The sequence below is a fragment of the Enterococcus sp. DIV2379 genome, assembly GCF_050542965.1.
Classification (GTDB): domain Bacteria; phylum Bacillota; class Bacilli; order Lactobacillales; family Enterococcaceae; genus Enterococcus_D; species Enterococcus_D entomosocium.
The window spans coordinates 1,496,274-1,518,699 of record NZ_CP172938.1 but is presented as its reverse complement, the minus strand read 5'-3'; the positions used below and the strand labels follow the sequence as shown (position 1 = coordinate 1,518,699).

The following is a 22,426-nucleotide window of genomic DNA, read 5'->3' as shown; positions in this document are numbered from 1 at the left end:
AATTTTCCCTCCACTGATTTTTTACGATTCTCTTCTGAATAAACCTCAGAAGTATTTTTCTTACGAAAATCATTTTGTTAGCAACCTTTTGAAGCTACGTCTGAGATATCCCAAAGTCACATGGCTCTGCTAACATTCACTTTCACCTCTAAATAGTAACGAGTTGCCCGAGCAATGTCAAAATATTTTCGAACTATTAACAAATTTTACTTTCCATTGTTCGCTTTTATCTCAAAGATATGTATTCAACACGTCAGATATCCGATAATAAGACAAATAAAGGAACAATACAAAAAAACCAGACAAATCCTCGTCTGGATCAAATAAACTTACTGTTGCAAGCGCAATTCCGTCACTTCGTCTGTTTCTTTCGGCAGCCCATTAAAGAACAGATTCAAAACAATGGCAGTCAAACTACTCATGACGATCCCATTGCCTGTAAACATTTGAACGGTTTCAGGCATTTGACTGAATAAAGTGGGCATCATATTGAACCCTAAACCAAAACCGATTGATACTGCAATCACTAACAAGTTCTTGTCATTCATAAAATCAACTTTGCTCAGCATTCTCATCCCTTGAACAGCCACCATGCCAAACATCACTAACATGCCGCCGCCAAGCACTGCCTCTGGAATGATCTGTGCGATGGCACCGACTTTTGGAAACAACCCTAATACGATCAAAAAGATTGCTGAAAAGAAAATCGGACGGCGAGTCTTAATGCCTGAAAGTTGAACCAAACCTACGTTTTGTGAAAATCCAGTATAAGGAAACGTATTGAAGATCCCACCAAGGATCACCGCCAAGCCCTCCGCACGATAGCCGCGCTTTAAGTCATTGCCTGTAATCGGTTTTTCAGTAATGTCTCCCAATGCAAAATAAACGCCTGTGGATTCTACCAAACTAACGATGGAAATAATGATCATCAAGACGATCGACCACAGATCAAAGGTTGGTAAACCGAAATAAAAAGGCTGAGGCAAATGAAACACAGGTGCATGAGTGATGGCAGAAAGATCAACCAAGCCTAATAATGCTGCTAAAATAGTCCCACCGATCAAACCGATCAGTACGGCAATCGAGCGAATAAAGCCTTTGCCAAACACTTGCACGCCAATGATCAGAGCAATCGTCACAAAGCCTAACAATAAATTCGTTGGATCACCAAAGTTAGCAGCTGCGGCATCCCCTCCACCGATTTTGGTGATGGCGACTGGAATCAAGGTCAAGCCGATGACGGTAATCACCGTTCCTGTCACCAATGGAGGGAACAAAACTTTGATTTTCGAAAAAATGCCGGCGATCAAGACAATGAAAATCCCAGCAGCAATGATCGCTCCGTAAATCGCACTGATTCCTGATTTGGTGCCAATCAAAATCAATGGGGAGACAGCTTGGATGGCACAACCTAAAACGACTGGTAGGCCGATCCCAAAAAAGCGGGTGACGACTAATTGCAAAAGCGTAGCGATTCCGCACATGAAAATATCGATCGAGATCAAATACGTCATCTGCGCTTCATTAAAGCCGAGGCCTGTTCCAATCAACAAAGGGACGGCAACAGCTCCTGCATACATCGCTAGCAAATGCTGCAAGCCTAAAACTGCTGAACGGCTATTCGTCTCTTTCATTAGGCATCTCCTTCTAAAAAGCTAACTTGGCCTTCCGACAATGAGGCGATTCGTGCTAAGGAAACAACGGGGATTCCCATTTCTTCAAGCAATTGTCGACCAGTTTGGAATGATTTTTCAATTACGATCCCAATGCCAACGACTTTTGCTCCTGCTTGCTGACACAATTCGATCAATCCTTTTGCAGCTTGTCCGTTTGCTAAGAAATCATCAATTATTAATACCGTATCATCTGAAGATAAGAATTTCTTAGAAATCGATACTTGGCTGGTCACTTGCTTAGTAAAGGAATAGACCGATGCGGTCAACAACTCTTCATCCATCGTCAGACTCTTTGCTTTTCGAGCAAAGATCATTGGTACCTGCAACTTTTCTGCAGTATAAAGTGCTGGTGCGATCCCTGAAGCTTCGATGGTCACTACTTTGGTGATCCCACTTTCTTGAAATCGTTCTGCAAAAACTGTACCGATTTCTCTCATCAACTCATAATCCACTTGGTGGGTCAAAAACTGGTCCACTTTGAGAACCCCTTCACCCAAGACGTTCCCGTGTGTTTTGATACGCTCAACTAATTTATCCATCCTAGCTCTCCTCGTTCCTTTCTATTCCATCCTGAAAAAAAAGACACTCTTTTTGCCAAAGCAAAAAAAGTGTCTAACAGGCACGATTTTTACTTATAGTCCGATATTTACGGTATCGGGTAGAGACTGTCGACCATATTTCGACGATATACAAGTAATTTTTAAATGATAGATTCGATTATGCCTGTCTTTGATTAAAAACACAAGCATGGAATGCCCTTTATAAATAAAAATATTCTCATTTGTGGATCATTTGCTACTCTGGTTTCTCCATATCACGATAGTGCTCCATCTTTTTACTGAAAAGCTCCCCGTTGGAAGGCGGCGTGTAAGTGATCGCATTCGCACCTGCTTCAATCGTTTCTAAGATGCTCTCCTCAGTTGGACCACCCGTTGCAATGATCGGCAGCTTCGGATATTTTTTACGGAAGAAAGCCACGGTATCCGCTGTGTCCTTGCCGGCACTGATATTGATGACCTTCACACCAGCTTCAAGTTTGGCATCAATTTCAGTATACTTACTCGTTACGGTACTGATAACGGGAATATCCACGACTTTACAGACTTGCTCCACAGTTTTCAATGGCGTGGGTCCGTTTAAGACGACCCCGATCGATCCCTGAGCTTCAGCAAACATGCTCATATAAGAAGAGCGGAATCCTTGGGTCAAGCCGCCGCCGACACCAGAAAACACTGGAATATCTGCTGCTTCGATAATTGCTTTCGTAATTGCTGGGTGCGGTGTAAAAGGATAGACCGCTATCACAGCGTCCGCATTTGTATTACGGATGATCGCAATATCCGTAGTAAAAATAATGGAGCGGATTTGTTTCCCAAATATTTGAATGCCGCTAGCCTCTCGAATAACTTTAGGCACTTTGACGATATCTTTGCGTAAATCAGTGGTGATTTTTGGCATATATTTTTCTTCCATAAGCAGCCAACTCTCTTTTCTTATTGATCAAATCGATTCAATTGGTAGGTTTCAATGACTTGAATGATTTTGCTGGCATAATCTGGATCCGTTGCATACCCTGCATCTTGTAAGGCTTGTGCGGCACTGCGGTAGTCGTTTGCTGTCAAGACATCTACATAAAGCGCAGGATTCCAATCAACACCATTTACAAACAACATCGTATGATCATCCATTGATTCTTCCCAAGTATCATAGACACGAAAATCTCCTTGAATCGTGACCCATTCTCCATTATAAAACTCTTGGGTATCTAATGTCACCTTTTTTGAATGACCAAATGACTTGATGCCAAATAAATTATTGTATTTGCTGGCTAGAGAACTCTGGCCCCAATCTGATTCAAGAATCGCCTGACCTATAATGATACTTGGTAAAATCCCATAGCCTTTTTGCAGTTCTTGCGCGTAAGGAGCAATGCGATCGATAAATTCTTCATGAGAGATCGCTTCAGTATTTGTTTCTTCCTCTTTCGGAAGAGGATCCGCCAAACTATTTAAGGAAAAAATAAAAGCAATCCCAATTAAGAATAACCCTAGAAAGACTAATGGGAAACGAGTCTTCTGTTTTTTTCGTCTTGCGCTCATTTTTTCACTTCCTTTGTCTGACTAAACACGTTCTTAGCGAACAAGTCGCCTCCACTCATCAACAACTCTTCTTGTGCTCGTTGACTATTTTCTTGATTTCTAGTAAGAGAATTAGTAAAGATCCAGTCCTCCTGCAAAGGATCTGCCAATTCGTGATACGACAGTTCTGCTTCTTTACGAGTGATGTGTTCTTTTGCCTCATCAAGAAACTCTTCGAATGTTACCTCATGTTCTTCAATATATGTCGCCACTTCGACGCCTACATAGCGTAAATGCCATGGTTCATAATCGATTTGGGTAATGTCATGTTTCCCTTTCGGATAACGGATGATGAACCCATACTCTCTCGCATGGGCTTGTAGCCATTTTCCACCGTCTGTAACGCCGAACCCCTCATTGAGAAGTTCGCCTGTATGATTTTGATACCAGTATTCATCGATTACGTCAATCGCAAGACCGGTATGGTGCTCACTATATCCCGGTTCAGTAAAGGTCAGTTTCGTGATACGAATTGCTTCTTCTTTTGTATTCCCTTGGCGGATCAAGCTATTGACATTGGCATCGAATATTTCCTGTTGATACTCTACCGAACGGTAAGCAGAGACCATGACTAAAGGATGTCCAGCCACCTTTGCTGCCTCAGCTAGTTCTTCGTATGCCGAAACGATTCGCTTGTCCACAAGGTAGCCATTTGATAATTTCCCTAAATCTTCTTGCGCGATTTCGCTGACGATTTTATTTTTTGGTCCTACCAGAGCCAATGACCAATCATTCAATGAGACAGTTGGGAAATCATCTTCGTTCACTTCATCACTAACAGCTGCTTGTTCTTGCGCATCCTCTGAGTATTCCGTCGAAGTTTGACTGCTGGATTCAGTTGTTGCGCTCGTCACTGTTTGAGTAGTAGAACGAGCGATACTTAGATTCTTTATTGGGGTGACTGCGGTCACTCGATTCACTTGTATGGTTAGGAGAACCAAAAACAAGAATCCTGCTGCCGCAGCCATTCCATAATACTTTTTCAAAAAATACCCTACCTTTAATTATAAGTTTCTTCCAGATTTTCTTTAACCCACTCTAACAACTCGATTTTTTCATTGCGGATCTGCTGCTGAACAACAGCGGGCAATCGGAAGTTTAATATATCATCATAACCCCACTCATCATACGTAATACTGACTCTCAAATCAAGGTATTGGGCTGTTTCTTCAGATTCTGTTAACAATTCGACTTTTGCTAAATCGCTAGCTAGCCACGTTCTGGCGATTTGGGTTTTCATTTTTTTGAACTCGACGACCGCTTGATTGCGTTTTTCTGGATAAATGACGGTCTGGCGAATGATTTTTTGGATCAGCATCCATTCATAATCCGAAAACAGCAGTTTCACTTTCTGATTTTCAGCAGGCGATAAACTCATTGTGCCGTTTTTCCAAGCTTCCCATTGCTCCTCAGTGATTCCTAAATGTGTCTCATAAAACTGTTTTTCTGATGTGTATTGCTCGATAATCGTATTTAAAATAATGGCTATTGATACATTATGCATATGTTATCCCTCCTCTTCTATATTTTACTGAAAGTCAGCCGTAATGGAAACTTTTTGCGATTGTTTTTGATTATTTTAAAGAATTCATTTCTTTTGTTATACTAAATATGAAGGAGATGATCAATGATGAAAAAATACCGTTGGGGAATGATTGGACTTGGAGACATCGCGACGCAATTTGCCGCTGGTTTTTCCAATGAAGCAAGTGAACTGTATGGAGTCAGCGCCCGCAGTTTGCCAAAAGTCCAGGCCTTTGCCGAAAAATACGCTATCCCCCATGCTTATGAAAGCACAGATGCTATGCTGGAAGATCCGCAAATTGATATTGTGTACATTGCAGTACCTAATGATCTTCATCACGAATTTATTATGAAAGCTCTAATGGCCGGAAAACATGTCCTCTGTGAAAAAGCCATTACGACCAGTGCCGATGAATTAGCTGAAGAATTGACCTTAGCCAAAGAAAAAAATCTGATCTTAGAAGAAGCTATGACGATCTTCAATATGCCGGTTTATGCACGTTTGAAAGAAGAGATCGATGCTGGACGCTTAGGAAAATTAAAAATGATCCAAGCACCATTTGGCAGCTATAAAGATCCTGATCCCACCAATCGTTTCTTCAACCCAGATTTAGGTGGCGGTGCGTTACTGGATATTGGCACATATGCCGTTTCATTTGCTCGCTTTTTCATGACGGATACGCCAGAAGTGGCGTTTAGCAGCATGAAGCCCTTCTCTACTGGTGTAGACGAACAATCTGTAACGATCCTCCAAAATCCAGCTGATGAAATGGCTAGTGTCACGCTGACTTTCCAAGCGAAAATGCCTAAAACAGGTATCGTTGCTTTTGAAGAAGGGTACATTACGGTGGATGAGTATCCTCGTGCGGACAAAGCCATGATTCATTTCCGCGATGGGTCAAATGAGGTCATTGAAGCTGGTGACAGTAATCAAGCCCTTAATTATGAAATTGCCAATATGATCAAAGCCATCAATGGCGATATCGAAGGATCAATCCACTTGACCACCGATGTCATTGACGTTCTTGATCAAATGCAAGCTTTTTGGGAACAACAGTAAAAGTGAAAAGACTCCTTTGCAGGAGTCTTTTTTTAGCGCTCCATCGTCTGAATCTGTTCAGAAAAGTCGGCTTTGATTTCAATAAAACTTTTAAAGGTTTGCAGAAACTGAAACAGCTGGGCCCGATTTTCAAATTCTGCTCTTGTTTGCGGCAATGGTTTTTGTCGATAATCTTCGTATAAAGCTGCAATTTTTGCCAAGATCTCTTTTCCATCGTTATTTTCATGAAAGGACTGGGCGGTAAAGGATAGCAGCTCTTGAAACGCATTTGTATAGGCTTCTTCTACCCAAAACAATTGTAATAGATCAACCATTTCCAAGAGTAAGCGCGCTTGACTTTGCCGCATGGTGAAATACTCTTCATAATAAGAGGCTTCTCCTCGCCACTGGTTTTCACTATGAACCATCGCTTGCTGTTTGCCTTGCTTGATTTCTCCTAACAATGCTTGGCAAACATGAGGGAGCGTCGCCTTTTCTTTTTCTGTTAACGCGATCGACATGTCTTTTAAAAGACTTTTAAACGTTTCTTCCACCAACTGCTGTTTTTCTTTCAATGCCCGTTCGCCGTCTGGCATATACAAGTTAAATAAAAGTGCAAAGCCGATGCCAATACTCATCAACAAAAAAGCATTTCCAATCAATGGCCAAGCAAAAGAACGTTCCATCATATAATGGGTCACCAAGACCGAATTGACCACGATCCCATCGGTTAATTTGAAATAGACTGCCGTCGGAATAAATAGGAAGAGAAAAAGAACAAAGCCCAGCGGACCAAAGCCTAAAAGATGAAAGCTGACAAAAGCTAGGAGCGTCGCGATCGCCAAGGAAACCAAGCGACCGATTCCTGTAAAGAGAGAGGTTTTCTTTGTATTCCCAACACTCAAAATTGCGATGATCCCTGCGGCTGGTGCATACAATAGACCGATCTGCTGAGCAAGAAACATGGACAAACCGGAAGCAACTGCTGTCTTCACTGTTCTCAATCCAATTTTCATTTTTGTCACCTCCTTTGAAAAGTATACTAAATTGTGAGGAATAAGACTAGAATTTCTCAACAGCATTGGGTATGATTAAGTAAAGGGGGCATTCTACCATGAAAATGGGGCGTTTTCGCTTAGGTATGCGAACGATAAAAACAGCCATCGCTGTCATGCTTTGTATTCTGCTCTTTCATTTCCTTGATCGCGGCCAGCCTTTGATTGCTGCCTTGTCTGCTGTCTTTTCATTGCGACAAGACCTGACAACAACAATCTCTTTTGGGAAATCACGGGTGTTAGGAAATACGATCGGCGGCGGTACAGCCATTTTTTATTTTTTGACGAAGCAATATTTTCAAAATGATTTTCTGATCGAATTGTTTGTCCTGCCCGCACTGGTCATCTTTGTCATCGTTTTTTCAGATGGCATCAATAACAATTCTGGCATCATCTCTGCCATTGCGACGATGCTGTTGATCACTTCCAGTGTCCCACAAGGGGAATCGATCATCTTTGCATTGGACCGTGTGCTTGATACCTTTATCGGTACCTTAGTTGCCCTGTCAATCAATTTTGTTATTCGACCACCTGAGGAAGAGAAAAAAGATGAGATTCAAGAAGATTTGGTCGTGCTAAGGCAAAAAGAGCTTGAACTAAAAGCCATGCTAGAAGAAGTCCAAGGGGAAATCTCTGAGCAAGAAAAACAAGAAAAATAAAAACAGCCTTTTTCCAGAATGCTTCTGAAAAAAGGCTGTTTTTGTTACTCATTGGCTTTCAAGGCATCGATCATATTGACATGTTTCAACTTGAAATACATCGCGATCCCTACCACGCCTGAAAACAAGCAGGTCAATCCCGCTGCATACACATAGCTCATTGGTTCGACTGTCGGTGAAAACATGGCGATATCAACTTCGATGGTCTGTAAGACAAATTGATGCTGAAGCACCCCTAATAACAAGCCAAAACCAATACCGAAAATCGTTAAAAAGATATTCTCACGAAAGACGTACATCGTCACTTCTCGATCATAAAAGCCTAATACTTTGATAGTCGACAACTCTCGAATGCGTTCCGCTATATTGATGTTGTTCAAGTTATACAACACGATAAAGGCTAATGCTCCTGCTGACGAGATCAAGATCCAAATAACGATGTTCAAGGTTGCTGTCGTGTCATCCAAGGCATCTGCTGAAGCTGAAAGGAAGGAAACATTGATTATATTGTCTTGTGCCATCAGGTCAGCTGCGATCGTTTCTTCTTCTGTTTTACTTAAGTGCTGATTGAATTTCAATAATTCACTGTTGTAAGAAGGCGTTTCCTGAAAGACTTTTTCGTACATTTCAGGTGTCAAATAAGCAAAATGCCCCGTGTAGTTTTCTGCGATGGCAGCTACCTTCAGTTGAAATTCCTCGCCGCTTTCATTCGTCAACGTTATCGTATCACCCACCGATACTCCAAACAACTTAGCAAGCTTTTCATTGATGATGGCGCCCTCTTCTTCTAGCTCGTAAGCTTCTCCTGAAACCCGATCATTCAAGTGGACAAATCTCGATAAAGCCGCAGGATCTTCTGGCACGGTGACGGTTACTTCTTGCTGCGTGACCCCCGATTGAGCCAACGTCAGACTTTCCGTATGCAAGAATAACCCTGATTCAAAGCCTTCAATATCTTCTGAGGCGACTTTTGTTTCACTCATTGCTTCCGAATCCTCATCATCAAAGGTGATCACCGCCTGATACTGCCAGATTTTCTCAAACTGTAAAGGAATGATATTGCTGATAGAATCTCTTAGACCAAATCCGGTCAAGATCATGGAGGTACATCCCGCGATCCCTAAGATGGTCATGAGCATTCTGGACTTGTAGCGAAACAGGTTTCGCATTGTAACTTTTTGAATAAAACTTAAGTGCCGCCATATAACGGTGATTCTTTCTAAGAGAATTCGTTTTCCTGTTTTGGGTGCCTTTGGTCGTAACAATGAAGCCGATGACTGTCTTAAATCAAAACGTAAAACCAGCAACGCGATACCGATGGTGCAAAGCAAGCTGACTCCCACAGCAATCAATGAAAGCCGCAAATACCATGGGGTGTCATACTTCGTGAGATTGTAAAGCGGTCCATAAGCTTGAATGATGATTGCTGGAAAAAAGGAAAAGCCGACTGCTAGACCCAATACAGCACCTGTGATGCCTGCTGCAGAGGAATAAAGCAAAAATTTCTGTCCAATCTCCCAGTTACGATAGCCTAATGCTTTCAACGTTCCGATCTCACTGCGTTTTTCATCGATCATCCGCGTCATAGTGGTTAGACTCACTAAGGCTGCGATCAAAAAGAAAATGACTGGAAAAATCGTCGCTAACGAAGAAACGCGTTCCGCATTGTCTTGGTATTCTGAATAACCAGGATTCGCATCGCGGTTCGCGACACGATAAACTGCCGGTTTTAGCTCCAACAATTCCTGCTCTTTTTCCGCAACTTCTTTTTTGACATCTTCAAGCTTTTCGCGTTCTTTTGGTGCTCTTTCTTTAAATTCGGCTAGCTTTTCTTGAAGGGTTGCTTCGTTTTCTCGGTATTCCAGCCAGCCCTTGTCTAGCAAAGACTGACCATTAGCTTGCTCAGAAGCTAAAGTCTCACGAGCAACACTCAGCTGCGATTCTCCTTGAGTGATCTGGGTCTGAGCCTGTGCCAATTCTTGGCGTCCGGCACTGACCTGGCTCCAGCCAGCGTTGACTTGCTGTTGCGCCCGTTGAAGTTGCACTTCTTGTTCATTGATTGCAGCCAGTTGTCCGCTTAATTGGGCACGTTGTTGCTCACCTTCAGCAATGAGTGGATTCAATGTATCTTCAGCTGCCGTCAGCATAGTAGCTATCATCGTTTCATCGATTTCCTCCAGATCAGGAATCGGACCAAGGACATCTGTCGATAGGTTCAACTGTGCCAGAGCGGCTGTTACTTGTGCATAGACGGTAGGCAGCTGGGCCATTTGCTCCTCTGCAGAAAGTTGACCCACACTTCTGATTTGATCCATGCCTTGGTATGCCAGCGCAAGTTGCTCCTCCACTTGTTGGATGCCACTTTGTAGTTCTGACTTTTGTGCCGAAATGGACGCTAACTGGGCTTGGGCTGATTTTACTTGGGCTTCTTGCTGAAGCAACGCTTGTTCGCTTTGATCTAGCAGTCGTTGGTTTTCCGCCAACGATTGCTTACCCTCAGCTATTTTTTGTGCTTCACTATTCAACTGCTCTTGGGCAGCTTGAATTTCTGTTTGGAATGCTGCTTCTTGTTCCGTCAGTTCCCGGTGCGCCTGCGCTAATTTTTCTTGTGCGTCGTCGAGTTCCCTTTGTGCTTCTTGCAGAGCCGTTTCTCCGTTGCGGATCTGTTCTTTGGCTTCGTCAATGGCTGGTTGTGCTTCATCGATCAGCTCTTGTCTGCGTCCTTGCGCCCGAGGAGCCAACTTTTTCTCAACTTCAGCACTTATTTGATCTCTTTTCGTCTGATACGCCACTGAATAGCTTTCCATTTGAGATAAGTCATCAAAGCGAACTAAAAATCGGGCGTACGCACTTTCTTTAAAATCCTCCTCAGGAATCACCGCAAAGTAATCCACTGTCCCATTACCAACGGTACTGTTCCCCCGATGAAAGTTCTCAATATATTCAGGACTATTGACAAAGCCCACGATCGTGAAGGTATGGGTTTTTAATTGATTTTCGCCACTTTCTGGCAACTCAAAGGATTCATCTAATTCGAAACCACCACTATTTTGTGCCGCTTGATCTAAGGCGATTTCCCCTGATTTTTGCGGCAATCGACCAGAAGTCACCTCATATTGATTGACAGGTCGATCAGTTGAAAGAGAGAAGACACGAATCACAGCACGATGATTTTCGGCATTGATATCAGCGATCTGCTCCGTCTCAACCGCTGTGACGCCAGGCATTTCCTCAATGATTTGCCGATCGGTATCCGACAACCCCAAAGTTGAAGCAATTGTAAGGTCGGCTAATTGTTGGCGAGAAAAGTAATCTTCAGCAGCTTGTTTCATATTAGGGCCGGTGGCGCTGATCCCGACAAAAAAAGCGACTCCTAAAAAGATAATGCCTAAAATGGACAAAAACCGCCCGGGTGCTTGCCTAATTTCACGTAAACTGGAACGTAATAATGTTTTTTTCATAGGCATTTACCAAGAAATAGAGGCAATTGGAATCGGATGAGTATTTTTTTCCATCTTGCGAACCTTTGCATCATTGATATGGATCACACGATCAGCCATGGGAGCCAATGCGCTGTTATGTGTAATGATCAAAACGGTCGTCCCAGTCTCGCGAGCTGTTTTTTCTAAAATAGCCAAAATCTGTTTTCCCGTTTCATAGTCAAGTGCCCCAGTTGGTTCATCACAAAGCAGCAGTTTGGGCTTCTTGGCTATGGCACGAGCAATCGTGACCCTTTGCTGTTCACCGCCAGACAATTGTGCAGGAAAGTGATCCAAGCGATCACCTAATCCAACTTGGGTCAAAATCTCAGCTGCATCAAGTGCTTCGGGTACGATTTGTGCCGACAGTTCCACATTTTCTCTAGCCGTCAAGTTCGGCACCAAATTGTAAAATTGAAAGACAAATCCGACGTCTTTGCGACGATAGGTCGTTAGTTGTTTAGCATCAAAACCAGCAATATCCGTTCCATCGACAATCACTTGGCCGCTGTCACATTGATCCATCCCGCCTAGTATGTTCAAAACGGTGGACTTACCGGCGCCACTAGGACCAAGGATCAGCGCGATCTCGCCTTTCTCTACGGAAAAAGAGACGCCATCATTGGCAGCAATCACCGTATCGCCCATTGTGTATTTCTTCACTTCTTTCACTACTTCAATATAACTCATTTTATTCCTCCAAGAATTCCAGCGCCGCATGCGCTTTCTCGCTTAACAGTGTATCACACTTTTTCCCTTGAAAGAAACCGCAAAAAAGCAGCACAAGGTCGTGCTGCTAAAAAACAAGTCATTTATTCAAAGTGTTCCAGATTGGCAAAAGCAAAACAAATCATTTTGTGTGGTCCGCAATTCTTTGTTGCGTTTCTTGCCATAGTTTCTGTGCTTGTTGCTGCTCCTTCGGGATCTCGGTTAGGACTGCTTGACGATCAACAAAGTAGCGGCCACTGATACCCGCAACGTCTGGACTTAGCGCTAAGTAAATCGCTGTATCTGCCCCTTCTTCGGCTGTTTTAAAAAAAGGCGTCAACATTTTATAAATAGATTGACCAAATCCTGTTTGTCGACTGACCCCTAAGCTGGTCGCCACAGCTCCCGGATGCAAGGAATTAGTAGTAACAGTCGTATTGCGTAGCTGAAACGCAAGCGCATCCGTAAATAAAATCAGGGCTTTTTTTGAGCGGCCATATTCCCGCCAAGGGAAAAAATCCGGTACATCGAAAAAGCGCTGATCCTTTTTCTTTACAAATTTGTAGGCGCCGGATGACACATTGACGATCCTGCCGGCATCGGCACGTTTTATTAGCGGCAATAACTGACGGGTCAGTTCAAAATGCCCCACGTAGTTTACGCCCAGCATTTGTTCAAATCCATCGGCTGTTCGCTCTTTTTTTAAATTGACGATGCCCGCATTATTGATCAGTACATCCAATTTCTCAAAGCGGGCGTTGATTTCAGCGGCTGACTTGCGTACGCTAGCCAACGACCCCAGATCACCAATCACTAGATCGATCGCTGAATTTCCTGTCTCTTCCTTCAATCGTTGTTGTGCTGCTTGTCCTCGTTCAGCAGAACGGCAATACAAAATCACATGTATCCCTGCTTTTGCTAACTGTTTGGCTGTTGCAAAGCCCATACCGGCATTGGCGCCGGTAACTAAAATCGTCTTCAAATCCCCATCATCTCCTTCATAGGATGTCGTTTTCTTTCATCATAACTGAAAACAAAAAAATCTGCTCAAAAAACAGATCAAGAGAAGCTCTCTTCTTGTTTCTTTAAGCAGATTGTTTTATTTTACGCCTGATAGCGGCAGACGCCATCTAAATAGGTGGCTGTCACATTCATTTCTTGATCCAAAACAATAAAGTCAGCTGGGCGACCTTGTTTGATCATGCCACAAGCATGGTCAATTTTGCAGCTGATTGCTGGAATCAAGCTAGCCATCATGACCGCTTCTTGAGGAGTAGCGATTCCCCAGTCTACTACATTTTTCACAGCTTCTTTTAGTTTCAAAATACTACCAGCAAGATTGCCAGTTTCCATTCGAGCCGTTCCGTCTTTCACCACTACTGGAAATTCACCTAAAATATAATCACCATCTGGCATGCCGCCAGCCATCATACAGTCAGTGATCAAGGCAACATGGTCGTGACCAGCTTTTTCCATCAAAATCTCAGCTGCTTGAGGATGCACATGGTGGCCATCACAAATCAACTCTGAAAAAACTTCTTTTAATGAAAGTAGGGCACCAACCATTCCAGGCTCGCGATGGTTTAATCCGCGCATACCGTTGAATGCATGAACAAAAACGCTAGCACCAGCTTCAACTGCTGTTTGCGCTTCTTGTAATGTACCGTTACTATGGCCTAGAGCAACCACTACGCCTTCTTCCGTCACTTGCGAAACAAACTCACTCACACCTTCTCGCTCAGGAGCCAAGGCGATTTTTTTGATAATTCCACCAGAAGCTTCTTGCCATTCATGGAAGGTATCGATATCAGGATCACCAAAATAAATTGGATTTTGTGCACCTTTATGTTCTTCAGTAAAGAATGGGCCTTCAAAATAGATCCCTTGGATTTTTGCTCCTGTAACTTCGTCTTTGACTTTCCCAACGGTTTCAGCAACATCCCGCAACCGTTCTTTGCTGGATGTTAAGGTTGTTGGCAAGAAGGAAGTCACACCACATGATAAAAGGCCTTCCGACATGGCTTTAATGCCTTCTGCATCGTTGTCCATCACATCATGGTTCATAAATCCGTGGATATGAGTATCCACAAGACCCGGTGCTACCCATTTGCCTGAATAATCTTCTACGTCTGCACCAGAAGGGACTTCATCGACGATCGCTCCGAATTTCCCCTCTTTGACCTCCAGGTAACCAGGGCCATGAACCGCTGATTTTAGAAAGAATTTGTCTGCGTAAATATATTTATTCATCTTGATCGCTCCTCTATTTCTTTTCTTCCTTAAAAGTACTCTTATTTAGGGAAGAAGTCAAGAAAGGTCTACACCACTTTGTCAGATTGGCGAATATCCATGACAGCACGATACAGCTGAAAACTTTTTTCGGCTGCATTTTCTTCTTTCAGTCTATAAAGTAAGTGTCCCTTCAGTTCAAACAATTCTTCTAGAAAATACAAACTGTTTTTTTCTCTGGCTAATGAAATGCCTTCGTTCGTTACCTTTAGCGCGAGGCAATCTTCTTGTTGCTCCTTTAAAAAGACCGCATAATTGTAGTAAATTTTGGTCAATGATGTGGAGAGACGTTCCGGCGGCAGTGCGTGCATGGCATCGTAGGCTTTTTCTAAGTAAAAACGAGCCTCACCCAGTTGCAGCAAATCACTATAGACGCGGCCCATGCAGCTCAGGATACGAATTTCCATCACCGAAACATTGGTCTTATCCTGTTGATAGGAGTAGGCCAGTCCTTTTTTCAGCGCCTCAAGGGCGGCATCATAGTTTTGATCGAGGAAATAATCACAGCTGCCTAGATAGTAGTAATACATTTGCATATCTGAATCCAGATACAAATAATCCTTGATCGCCTTATCTTCCATTTTTTCCCGCATTTCTTGAAACTGCTTATGGACAAAATGTGATTCGATTTCGGCAAAGATTTGATTGGTTTTGTTGATCTCTTCCGAATGAAGCATCATTACTTGATCTAAGGTGACTCCTAAGCGTTGGCAGATTTGGTACATCACCCAGACATTCGGCAACTCTTCGTTGTTTTCAATACGGCTTAAAACACTTTGCGAACAAATATCTTCCGCTAACATCTTCTGTGTCATCTTTCGTTTCAACCGAATCGAACGGATATTTTGACCAAAAGATTCTTCTTTTTTCTTCATAATCGTCCTCCAGGGGGAATTCTTATAAAAACCGAACGTTTCTTGTCAAAAATGCGAATTCGCATTTTTAATTTTCTTTATTTTAGCACATAATGACAAAAAGGAAAGCAATTTCAAGAATGTCTTGTTATTTTTCCACAATTTCAAATGAGGTGTTAAGATGACGATCGACAGTACGATCTTTTTTACATGGGATGGCAAGAAGTATCAAGGGATCATCGAACGAGAATATGAGAACTCTGTTCTGGTTCAAGTCACCGATCCTAGTGCTGAAATGCTGGATAAATTTACCAATCGAATGATTGTGAGCAAAAAAATTTGTCAACCAGTTGCCGAATAAAAACATAAGCACCACTCCCTCACGGTTGTTGAAGGAGCGGTGCTTTTTTATATTCTTATTTCTGACGATAGGACGCCAAAAATTCTGTCATTTTTTCAGCAGTCGTTTTTAAGTCTTCCATATTAGGAAGATAAACGATTCGGAAATGATCTGGCTGTTGCCAGTTGAACCCACCGCCGTGAACCAGCAAGATGTGGTGCTCGTGTAAAAAGTCTAAAACAAATTGTTCATCATTGGTGATATTAAAGCGTTGAATATCAATTTTAGGGAAAATATAAAAGGCGGCTTTCGGTTTCACCGCTGACAATCCCGGAATGTCATTGATTGCCTTGTGGATAAACGCTCTTTGTTCATAAATACGACCACCTGGTAATAGTAACTCATCAGAACTTTGATAGCCTCCTAATGCGGTCTGAACGATTTGTTGCGATAAGACATTCGAACACAGTCGCATCGAAGATAGCATATTCAAGCCTTCGATATAGTCTTTCACATGGGACTTGTCGCCACTGAGGACCATCCAGCCCACACGGAAACCTGCCACTCGATGAGACTTAGACAAGCCACCTAGCGTCACAACGAATCGATCTGGCGCTAATGTAGCAATCGGCACATGGACATAATCATCCATGACTAATCGGTCATAGATCTCATCAGAGAAAATGATCAAGTCATGCTCACGAGCAACGTCGACGATTTGCTCCAAAATTTCTTTTGGATAAACGGCTCCTGTTGGATTGTTCGGATTAATAATGACGATCGCTTTGGTTTTGCTGGTGACCTTAGCTTTGATGTCCTCGATATCAGGATTCCAATCTGCTTGTTCATCACAAATATAATGGACGGGCTTTCCGCCAGCTAATGAGATCGAAGCAGTCCACAAAGGATAGTCAGGCATCGGCACGAGCACTTCGTCCCCATTGTTACATAGGCCCTGCATACACATCGTGATCAGCTCGGAAACACCATTACCTGTGTAAATATCATTGATGGTCACATCAGGAAATTTCTGTAATTGATAATATTGTTCGATCGCTTTACGGGCAGAAAAAATCCCTTTCGAATCAGAATATCCTTCCGATTCTCGCACGTTCATAATCAGGTCTCTAACGATCTCATTTGGGGCTTCGAACCCAAAAGGCGCGGGATTCCCCGTATTTAATTTCAAGATACTGATGCCTTCTTCTTGCATCCGATCGGCTTCTTCTAAAACTGGGCCGCGCACATCATAACTGACCCCTTCAAGTTTTGACGACTTCGAAAATTTCTTCATATTCCATTTCTCCTTTAACCATAGGTCAACGTCAGGTTATTGGTTCTCGTCGTTGATCTCTTTTCAGATTGAACCTATTATAGCAAAAAACTTTTACCTATGGCGAAATTTTTTTGCTTCTCCTTCATCTGTGCTTGTCCCGCTCTCATCTCGTAAATAGTGCGGCAGTCAGTGATTTTCAGGAAAATACGTCAAATACAATTCATTTAGTGCCAAGTGCCCCACAGAAAAATCAGTGATCCCTGCAGCGATAAACCGTTGCGGTAGCTGAGGATCGCTGATTTCTACCAGATAGATCCGTCCTTGCAGATCGATGGTCACCGTCGTTAATTCTGGAAAAGCCACCAAAAAATCTGCCGAGTCCGTTTTTAAGTACAACGGTTGATTGACTAACGACTTGCGACCAAAGTATTCGTGAATGATCTTGCCGTCTTTTAAAAACAAGACCCGATCCGCGTAGGAATCCAAATTCGTCAAAATATGCGAAGCAATCACGATCGCTTTCTTTTGCGCTCGCAAGGCTTTTAATACGTTAGAGATCAATTCCACATTGGTCGGATCCAAGCCATTCATGACTTCATCCATCAGCATATAAGGCGTATCCGTCACGATCTGCATCGCAAAACAAAGACGTTGCCGCATGCCCAGCGAATAGGTACCCACAGGACGTTTGATATAGTCACTCATCCGCAAACGATCAATCGTTTCTTCCACTAAGTGTTCCTCTGAACGCCACATTCGCTGATACAGCTTGAGATGCTCGAAACCACTCAAATCATTGTACAAATCATTTTGGTCAGGAAAAAACGAAATTTGTTGATGCGCTGCCACTTCTGATTTTTTGGTCACATATACTTGACTGCCATTCAAAAATACTGCGCCTTCATTCGGCTGGATGAAATTCATCGCCACATTCAATAGCGTGGATTTCCCGGTGCCGTTAGGGGCGACTAACCCGACGATTTCCCCGGGAGAAAAGGCAATGGAAAGCTGATCCAATACTTTTCTCGTATACGTGACCGTCACATTTTTCAGTTCTAACATATCGTTCCTCCTATGCCAAATGAAATTTTTTGCGTTGGATCGTCACGAAGAAACACATTTCGATCAGAAGCCAAACGCCTCCTAATAAAAGCAACCCTTTTTCCATCGTAAACCCTGCAGAACCAAAATAAAAACGTGTCCAGCCTGAAAGGACTTGTCCCACATTTTGATACAGATAGACATACAGCGTTTTATCAAGGTAAGCACTGAACCAACGTCTTTGGAAAATATAGGGTGAAAGCAAGCAAAAACCAGCCAAAAGCAAATTAACCAGTTCTGAGCGAAACAGGGCACTGAACAACAAGATGCCGCGACAATAAATAAACTGCAAGAAAAGCGTCGCAAGAAAACATTGGCCTATAAAAAGACCGATGGCTTGTGTTTGAAAAGCGTTGAAATCTGTGATCGGGTAGCGGGCATCAAAGGTCGGTGATAAAATCGTGACCGGTAGTTCCAGGGAACCAAAGCCGAATTGAATACCAGAACCCAACCAGAGAAAGAACATGGTCCCAAGCGTTGCAATTGCAGAACCGACCATCAATACTGCCGTTTTGCTCCAAAGGATCTCTTCTGACGATAATGGCAGTGAAAGAAATAGGGATTTATGTCTTCGTTCTTTTGGTAAGCAATCGATCGCCAAAAATAAAGAAACAGCAAGCAATAGAATCGGTAAATATCCAGTAAAACTTCGCTGCAATGCCTGTATCCCCGTTTTTTGCTCCATGACTGCTTGCGAGAGTTTCTTATTCGGCAACTGGCTGAAGGCTTCCATAAGCTTAGCGGTTGAAGCATAACCAAAGCGACCGTCATAGGCAGCGTAGTAATTTTGAAACGTATAATAATCCGGTGTATAAAAAACATTTCGTTCATCGGTAAACTGCAACGCCAACTGGTACCACGTAGTTGTTCCTCGTGCATAAGCTTGCCAGTTTTCATCAACTAGTGCATCTAATCGTTGTTTTTCCGCTTCGTTCCATGGGGTAAACATTTCAACTGCTAAGCTTGCCGACCAATGGTCAGAAGGATTGGCTGCTTGTTGATCAAGAAAAACTTGTCGCACAGTATAGCGTTGTTGCATTTCTGTTTTATCTACTCGTTCAATCGGGCGAAAATCTTTTTGCCAAAAACTGTAAACGCCGCTATAGATAAGAAGCAAGCAAAAAAGACCAATAGTTTTCTTGCTCTTTAAGAGTTGTCGTAATTCAAATAAAAAATAGTCTTTCATCCTTTGCCCCCTCTCAACAAGCGATTCTGTTTATCCGCAACGAGCATCAAAGCTATACAAAGGAAGATCCACACCACCGTCAGCAGCCAACTAGCATAGACTCCCCAAGAAGTACCAGAACCCGATGCAAAGGCGCCCGAATAAAATTTATCCATAGCAGCTATATGAACTGGTAACAGTGGGATCTTTTGCAGCATCGGAATCAAGCCGAGCCCATAAAAAAGCACCAGCAAAAAGAAAGAGACGTATCGATTGGCTGCGATCATGTTCATGACAAACCCTAAGCATTCGATCAAACCAATCAGCAAGCCAAAAGAAACCAGGCTATATAAAACGCTCTGCCAAAAAGGTAAGGCTACCCAATCCCCATTGAGATAGACGGCTACTGGATACTGCCAATCCCCGAACTCCCACAGAAGGCTCATTGAAAGAAAGACGCCTAAGAAGAACACAATCAAAACGCCTAAATTTGTAATCCCTTTAACCACAATTTTACTTAACATCCGAATCGGAAAAATCTGCGGGTACGAGCGAATCAAAGAGAAGTGTTCTCTTTCTTCTATCAAATTGTCACTGGCAAAAAAAGCCCAAAAGAAGAAGCCAAAATTCAGCAAAAAGGTTATTGCCAAAGCGACAGCGGTCTGGGCATTGGCAGCCGTGAGGACCGGCTCTTTTTCTTGCTCGACTAAAGCTTGATAGACCTTCTGATCTTGTTCGATTGCCCATAAAGGTGGCAAAAATCCTTTGTCATCAACTTCTGACGCCCAAATCTGCTTTTTTAGTTCTGCAATTTGAATACTCGTTTGATTAAATCGTTCGTATTCTTCCATAATCAAGTTGGATAACTGTCGCGAAGTCAGTGTATTGTTTTCAAGCAAAAGTTGATACACCTCTTGTTCAGCAGGTGAACCCGACTGATTGGCTTGGTAGCGATCAACAAGCCGTGAGGCTTCCGCTTTTTCTGCAGTGATCGTGGCGGGTAAGTTGATGGGTTCCATCAGCTTCAAATAAATGGAAAAACAGCAACCTAAACTAAAGGCACCAATGAGCAGGAAGAGGAACGTTTTCTGTTTGACAGATTTGGCTAACTGGTTTTTAAAGTAGTTCATTTGCTCTCCTCTCAAAAAAATAATTATTCATTCTTTTAGCATACCTTTTATGGGAGAAAATGCAATCTAAAGTCTGAAAATTCTTTCAAATAGCATTAGGAAAAGTTATTGACAAACCTGTTGAAAATCAGGTAAGATATTTTCTAGACGCGGCGTGACAGAACTACCTCAGCCTGCGTTTCCTTCTATAGTATTTGCGGAAATGACGGAATGGCAGACGTGCAAGATTGAGGGTCTTGTGAGCAATCGCTCGTGTGGGTTCAAATCCCATTTTCCGCATCCTTACAGCTTCCCCATTATGGGAAGCTGTTTTTTTGTTTGCTCAAAAGATTCCCCATGGCGATCCTTCGATGAATTCTTTCGATCGCTTTGATCTTGAGCGTCTACTCCTAGAAAGTTGATACGAAGCTTCCTTTCCAAAATGTAAAAATCGATAAAAACTCTTTTATCATTGCATTTCACACTATTTTTCATATAAAATGAATAATATAACAATTATTCTCGAAAGCTGGTTCGATGCTCCGCTTTTTCTTATTGGCGGATCAGAAACAGTTGCCTGAATTTACTGGTGATGAAAAATCTTTTCAGCATTTTTCCCATTCACCCTCTCTCCTCCTTCCCCCAGATAAACAAACCTCTTCCGACCGTTTTCTCAGTTACTTTCGATAGAAAGAAGGAGCCTAATGAAAAAAAGAGTACTGATCACCCTATTGTCATTCGTTATTTTGCTTATCGGTTGCGCAAAGGCAGATGAAGAACTGTCAGAGACCGTTGCACTTGGCATCGACGCACGACTGGAATATACAAACCAATCCGGAACGGGCTGGGCCTATTATCACCCAGCAACCTTAGAGTTGTTGATTGCCGGCAGTCAAGCCGAATTGGCTATTTTGGAAGAGCTTGATTCTTCCGACGAAGATCTTTATCAGTTAATCAGCCACACAATTGATTTGATTGCAACCGCTGAACGAGCGTTAGTGGAGCGTCGGATCGATGTCCCTGCTTGGTTTGCTGCCCGCATTGGTTATAGCCAGGCTCTGGCTGCGATTCATGAACGGAGCCCTATCATTCTCAGTAATCATGACAACCTCAACCGTCTACTGGAGGTAGCAAACGAAACGATTCCTGAAGCCGACCCGCGTCAAAAGCTGGGGCTTTTGGCAGACGATATTGCGCAGCTTCAGCAGCTCACCGAAGATGAGCTAACTCTTCATCGCTGGATCAAACTTGACGACGAACTCACCGCCACTGTTTACCACACAAGTGAAACGAATGTTGACGTCTTCGTTTTTTCGAAGCCCGAAGAGGAGTACGCATCTGGATTTACTGTTCTTAATCGGGAAACTGCCGACGAGCAAAAAGCTGCATTCTATGAAACGATTTTACGAGGGCTGGTCGTAAATATTCCTCGTGAATCGTTGATGTTTATGAATCGATTCGATCAATCTTCAGATGAATATCAGCTGGCGGTGATGACCTATGGCTTTGATCATGACATTGATCAAGACATGGTCACTACCGTGTATCAACAGCTTCAAGAAGCAAACGCAAAATAAGAAGCAGCTACGGCTTTGCAGCAAGAGCAAAGCCAGCAAAACCAGGACGAACAAACTCAGACCGAGAATGAAGGAGCTTCAGAACAAAGACGAGCGATCGCACGTGCCGAATCCTATACGAACCTCATGGCTTTCTCACGTGCACGATTGATCCAACAATTAGAATTTGAAGGGTTTACCCATAATGATGCGCAATGGGCAGTTGATCAGCTCACGATTGATTGGAACGAGCAGGCGTTGAAGAAAGCAAGTAGTTACCATTCCTTGATGAGTCTTCCTCCAGACAACATTCGCCGGTTATTGGCTTCCGAAGACTTTTCAGAAGAACAAATCGACTACGCGATGACAAACATGGGTAACTAAAAACTAGCGAACAAAAGGACATCGCGATGCCTTTATGATAGCCCTTATATTGTTGCTATTTTTTATACCCAAGA

Annotated in this window: 21 protein-coding genes, 1 tRNA gene and 1 riboswitch; of the genes, 6 read left to right on the top strand and 16 right to left on the bottom strand. The window is 42.9% G+C overall.

Annotated features, from left to right (window positions below):
• Window positions 1–329: 329 nt before the first annotated feature.
• From IGI92_RS07010 to IGI92_RS06985, 6 genes are all read right to left on the bottom strand, one after another.
• A complete protein-coding gene (locus IGI92_RS07010; RefSeq protein WP_016613324.1) occupies window positions 330–1,634 on the bottom strand; it encodes a nucleobase:cation symporter-2 family protein in 1,305 nt (434 codons plus the stop codon).
• Window positions 1,634–2,215, bottom strand: coding sequence for a xanthine phosphoribosyltransferase (locus IGI92_RS07005; protein ID WP_016613323.1), 582 nt, complete (start codon window positions 2,213–2,215; stop codon window positions 1,634–1,636). Before IGI92_RS07005 ends, IGI92_RS07010 begins: the two co-directional genes overlap by 1 nt.
• A gap of 76 nt (window positions 2,216–2,291) precedes the next feature.
• Window positions 2,292–2,389, bottom strand: a riboswitch (purine riboswitch).
• An 82-nt stretch (window positions 2,390–2,471) separates the two neighbouring features.
• On the bottom strand, window positions 2,472–3,149 hold the full coding sequence (locus tag IGI92_RS07000; RefSeq protein ID WP_008381475.1) for a hydrolase: 678 nt from the start codon (window positions 3,147–3,149) through the stop codon (window positions 2,472–2,474).
• Window positions 3,150–3,169: 20 nt separating this feature from the next.
• A complete protein-coding gene (locus IGI92_RS06995) occupies window positions 3,170–3,775 on the bottom strand; it encodes a glycoside hydrolase family 73 protein (RefSeq protein WP_005236425.1) in 606 nt (201 codons plus the stop codon).
• A complete protein-coding gene (locus tag IGI92_RS06990) occupies window positions 3,772–4,782 on the bottom strand; it encodes a M15 family metallopeptidase (protein WP_016613322.1) in 1,011 nt (336 codons plus the stop codon). The genes IGI92_RS06995 and IGI92_RS06990 overlap by 4 nt, the downstream gene beginning before the upstream one ends.
• Before the next feature lie 32 nt (window positions 4,783–4,814).
• Window positions 4,815–5,318 (bottom strand): hypothetical protein, encoded by a 504-nt coding sequence (locus tag IGI92_RS06985; RefSeq protein WP_061054010.1) that lies wholly within the window; start codon window positions 5,316–5,318, stop codon window positions 4,815–4,817.
• Window positions 5,319–5,441: 123 nt separating this feature from the next.
• Here IGI92_RS06985 and IGI92_RS06980 point away from each other — a divergent pair, with 123 nt between their 5' ends.
• Window positions 5,442–6,398, top strand: coding sequence for a Gfo/Idh/MocA family protein (locus IGI92_RS06980; RefSeq protein WP_016613320.1), 957 nt, complete (start codon window positions 5,442–5,444; stop codon window positions 6,396–6,398).
• 32 nt (window positions 6,399–6,430) lie between these two features.
• On the opposite strand, the gene IGI92_RS06975 is transcribed toward IGI92_RS06980, so the two are convergent.
• Window positions 6,431–7,393, bottom strand: coding sequence for an aromatic acid exporter family protein (locus tag IGI92_RS06975; protein WP_086332307.1), 963 nt, complete (start codon window positions 7,391–7,393; stop codon window positions 6,431–6,433).
• A gap of 98 nt (window positions 7,394–7,491) precedes the next feature.
• On the opposite strand from IGI92_RS06975, the gene IGI92_RS06970 reads away from it, so the two are divergent.
• Window positions 7,492–8,091, top strand: a complete 600-nt coding sequence (locus tag IGI92_RS06970) for an FUSC family protein (protein WP_005236440.1) — start codon at window positions 7,492–7,494, stop codon at window positions 8,089–8,091.
• A gap of 44 nt (window positions 8,092–8,135) precedes the next feature.
• On the opposite strand, the gene IGI92_RS06965 is transcribed toward IGI92_RS06970, so the two are convergent.
• The 5 genes from IGI92_RS06965 to IGI92_RS06945 all read right to left on the bottom strand — a co-directional run bounded on the left by IGI92_RS06965 (window position 8,136) and on the right by IGI92_RS06945 (window position 15,442).
• Window positions 8,136–11,558: an FtsX-like permease family protein gene (locus IGI92_RS06965; protein WP_430608362.1), complete on the bottom strand. Its 3,423-nt coding sequence runs from the start codon at window positions 11,556–11,558 to the stop codon at window positions 8,136–8,138.
• Window positions 11,559–12,260 carry an ABC transporter ATP-binding protein gene (locus IGI92_RS06960; RefSeq protein ID WP_008381485.1) on the bottom strand — a complete coding sequence of 234 codons (702 nt, stop codon included), beginning with the start codon at window positions 12,258–12,260 and terminating at the stop codon, window positions 11,559–11,561. It abuts the gene before it with no gap.
• 160 nt (window positions 12,261–12,420) lie between these two features.
• Window positions 12,421–13,260 (bottom strand): SDR family oxidoreductase, encoded by an 840-nt coding sequence (locus IGI92_RS06955; RefSeq protein WP_429960056.1) that lies wholly within the window; start codon window positions 13,258–13,260, stop codon window positions 12,421–12,423.
• 122 nt (window positions 13,261–13,382) lie between these two features.
• Entirely contained in the window at window positions 13,383–14,528 is a 1,146-nt protein-coding gene (gene nagA, locus IGI92_RS06950; protein ID WP_005236444.1) for an N-acetylglucosamine-6-phosphate deacetylase, read from the bottom strand.
• Window positions 14,529–14,596: 68 nt separating this feature from the next.
• Window positions 14,597–15,442 (bottom strand): helix-turn-helix domain-containing protein, encoded by an 846-nt coding sequence (locus IGI92_RS06945; RefSeq protein WP_008381491.1) that lies wholly within the window; start codon window positions 15,440–15,442, stop codon window positions 14,597–14,599.
• Window positions 15,443–15,602: 160 nt separating this feature from the next.
• On the opposite strand from IGI92_RS06945, the gene IGI92_RS06940 reads away from it, so the two are divergent.
• The gene (locus tag IGI92_RS06940; protein WP_005236448.1) at window positions 15,603–15,782 is read left to right on the top strand and encodes a hypothetical protein; all 180 of its coding nucleotides are present in this window, start codon (window positions 15,603–15,605) and stop codon (window positions 15,780–15,782) included.
• A gap of 55 nt (window positions 15,783–15,837) precedes the next feature.
• Here the strand turns inward: IGI92_RS06940 and IGI92_RS06935 are convergent, their stop codons facing one another.
• The 4 genes from IGI92_RS06935 to IGI92_RS06920 all read right to left on the bottom strand — a co-directional run bounded on the left by IGI92_RS06935 (window position 15,838) and on the right by IGI92_RS06920 (window position 20,433).
• Window positions 15,838–17,055: a pyridoxal phosphate-dependent aminotransferase gene (locus IGI92_RS06935; protein WP_005236450.1), complete on the bottom strand. Its 1,218-nt coding sequence runs from the start codon at window positions 17,053–17,055 to the stop codon at window positions 15,838–15,840.
• Between the two features lie 168 nt (window positions 17,056–17,223).
• Window positions 17,224–18,099, bottom strand: coding sequence for an ABC transporter ATP-binding protein (locus tag IGI92_RS06930; RefSeq protein ID WP_016613316.1), 876 nt, complete (start codon window positions 18,097–18,099; stop codon window positions 17,224–17,226).
• 10 nt (window positions 18,100–18,109) lie between these two features.
• On the bottom strand, window positions 18,110–19,324 hold the full coding sequence (locus IGI92_RS06925) for an ABC transporter permease (RefSeq protein WP_430608360.1): 1,215 nt from the start codon (window positions 19,322–19,324) through the stop codon (window positions 18,110–18,112).
• Window positions 19,321–20,433, bottom strand: a complete 1,113-nt coding sequence (locus IGI92_RS06920; RefSeq protein ID WP_144330947.1) for a hypothetical protein — start codon at window positions 20,431–20,433, stop codon at window positions 19,321–19,323. The genes IGI92_RS06925 and IGI92_RS06920 overlap by 4 nt, the downstream gene beginning before the upstream one ends.
• Window positions 20,434–20,629: 196 nt before the next feature.
• On the opposite strand from IGI92_RS06920, the gene IGI92_RS06915 reads away from it, so the two are divergent.
• From IGI92_RS06915 to IGI92_RS06905, 3 genes are all read left to right on the top strand, one after another.
• Window positions 20,630–20,712 (top strand) — tRNA-Leu (locus tag IGI92_RS06915).
• Window positions 20,713–21,116: 404 nt separating this feature from the next.
• Window positions 21,117–21,989: an Ltp family lipoprotein gene (locus tag IGI92_RS06910; RefSeq protein ID WP_430608358.1), complete on the top strand. Its 873-nt coding sequence runs from the start codon at window positions 21,117–21,119 to the stop codon at window positions 21,987–21,989.
• 15 nt (window positions 21,990–22,004) lie between these two features.
• Complete coding sequence (locus IGI92_RS06905) at window positions 22,005–22,352, top strand: Ltp family lipoprotein (protein WP_430608357.1); 348 nt, start codon at window positions 22,005–22,007, stop codon at window positions 22,350–22,352.
• The last annotated feature ends 74 nt before the right edge of the window (window positions 22,353–22,426 follow it).

Coding starts and splice junctions, on each gene's coding strand:
- IGI92_RS06990 (WP_016613322.1), bottom strand. CDS start 4,782: ATGGCTGCGGCAGCAGGATTCTTGTTTTTGGTTCTCCTAACCATACAA.
- IGI92_RS06910 (WP_430608358.1), top strand. CDS start 21,117: ATGAAAAAAAGAGTACTGATCACCCTATTGTCATTCGTTATTTTGCTT.
- IGI92_RS06930 (WP_016613316.1), bottom strand. CDS start 18,099: ATGTTAGAACTGAAAAATGTGACGGTCACGTATACGAGAAAAGTATTG.
- IGI92_RS06960 (WP_008381485.1), bottom strand. CDS start 12,260: ATGAGTTATATTGAAGTAGTGAAAGAAGTGAAGAAATACACAATGGGC.
- nagA (WP_005236444.1), bottom strand. CDS start 14,528: ATGAATAAATATATTTACGCAGACAAATTCTTTCTAAAATCAGCGGTT.
- IGI92_RS06985 (WP_061054010.1), bottom strand. CDS start 5,318: ATGCATAATGTATCAATAGCCATTATTTTAAATACGATTATCGAGCAA.
- IGI92_RS06980 (WP_016613320.1), top strand. CDS start 5,442: ATGATGAAAAAATACCGTTGGGGAATGATTGGACTTGGAGACATCGCG.
- IGI92_RS06925 (WP_430608360.1), bottom strand. CDS start 19,324: ATGAAAGACTATTTTTTATTTGAATTACGACAACTCTTAAAGAGCAAG.
- IGI92_RS06995 (WP_005236425.1), bottom strand. CDS start 3,775: ATGAGCGCAAGACGAAAAAAACAGAAGACTCGTTTCCCATTAGTCTTT.
- IGI92_RS06935 (WP_005236450.1), bottom strand. CDS start 17,055: ATGAAGAAATTTTCGAAGTCGTCAAAACTTGAAGGGGTCAGTTATGAT.
- IGI92_RS07005 (WP_016613323.1), bottom strand. CDS start 2,215: ATGGATAAATTAGTTGAGCGTATCAAAACACACGGGAACGTCTTGGGT.
- IGI92_RS06940 (WP_005236448.1), top strand. CDS start 15,603: ATGACGATCGACAGTACGATCTTTTTTACATGGGATGGCAAGAAGTAT.
- IGI92_RS06965 (WP_430608362.1), bottom strand. CDS start 11,558: ATGCCTATGAAAAAAACATTATTACGTTCCAGTTTACGTGAAATTAGG.
- IGI92_RS07010 (WP_016613324.1), bottom strand. CDS start 1,634: ATGAAAGAGACGAATAGCCGTTCAGCAGTTTTAGGCTTGCAGCATTTG.
- IGI92_RS06975 (WP_086332307.1), bottom strand. CDS start 7,393: ATGAAAATTGGATTGAGAACAGTGAAGACAGCAGTTGCTTCCGGTTTG.
- IGI92_RS06920 (WP_144330947.1), bottom strand. CDS start 20,433: ATGAACTACTTTAAAAACCAGTTAGCCAAATCTGTCAAACAGAAAACG.
- IGI92_RS07000 (WP_008381475.1), bottom strand. CDS start 3,149: ATGGAAGAAAAATATATGCCAAAAATCACCACTGATTTACGCAAAGAT.
- IGI92_RS06970 (WP_005236440.1), top strand. CDS start 7,492: ATGAAAATGGGGCGTTTTCGCTTAGGTATGCGAACGATAAAAACAGCC.
- IGI92_RS06945 (WP_008381491.1), bottom strand. CDS start 15,442: ATGAAGAAAAAAGAAGAATCTTTTGGTCAAAATATCCGTTCGATTCGG.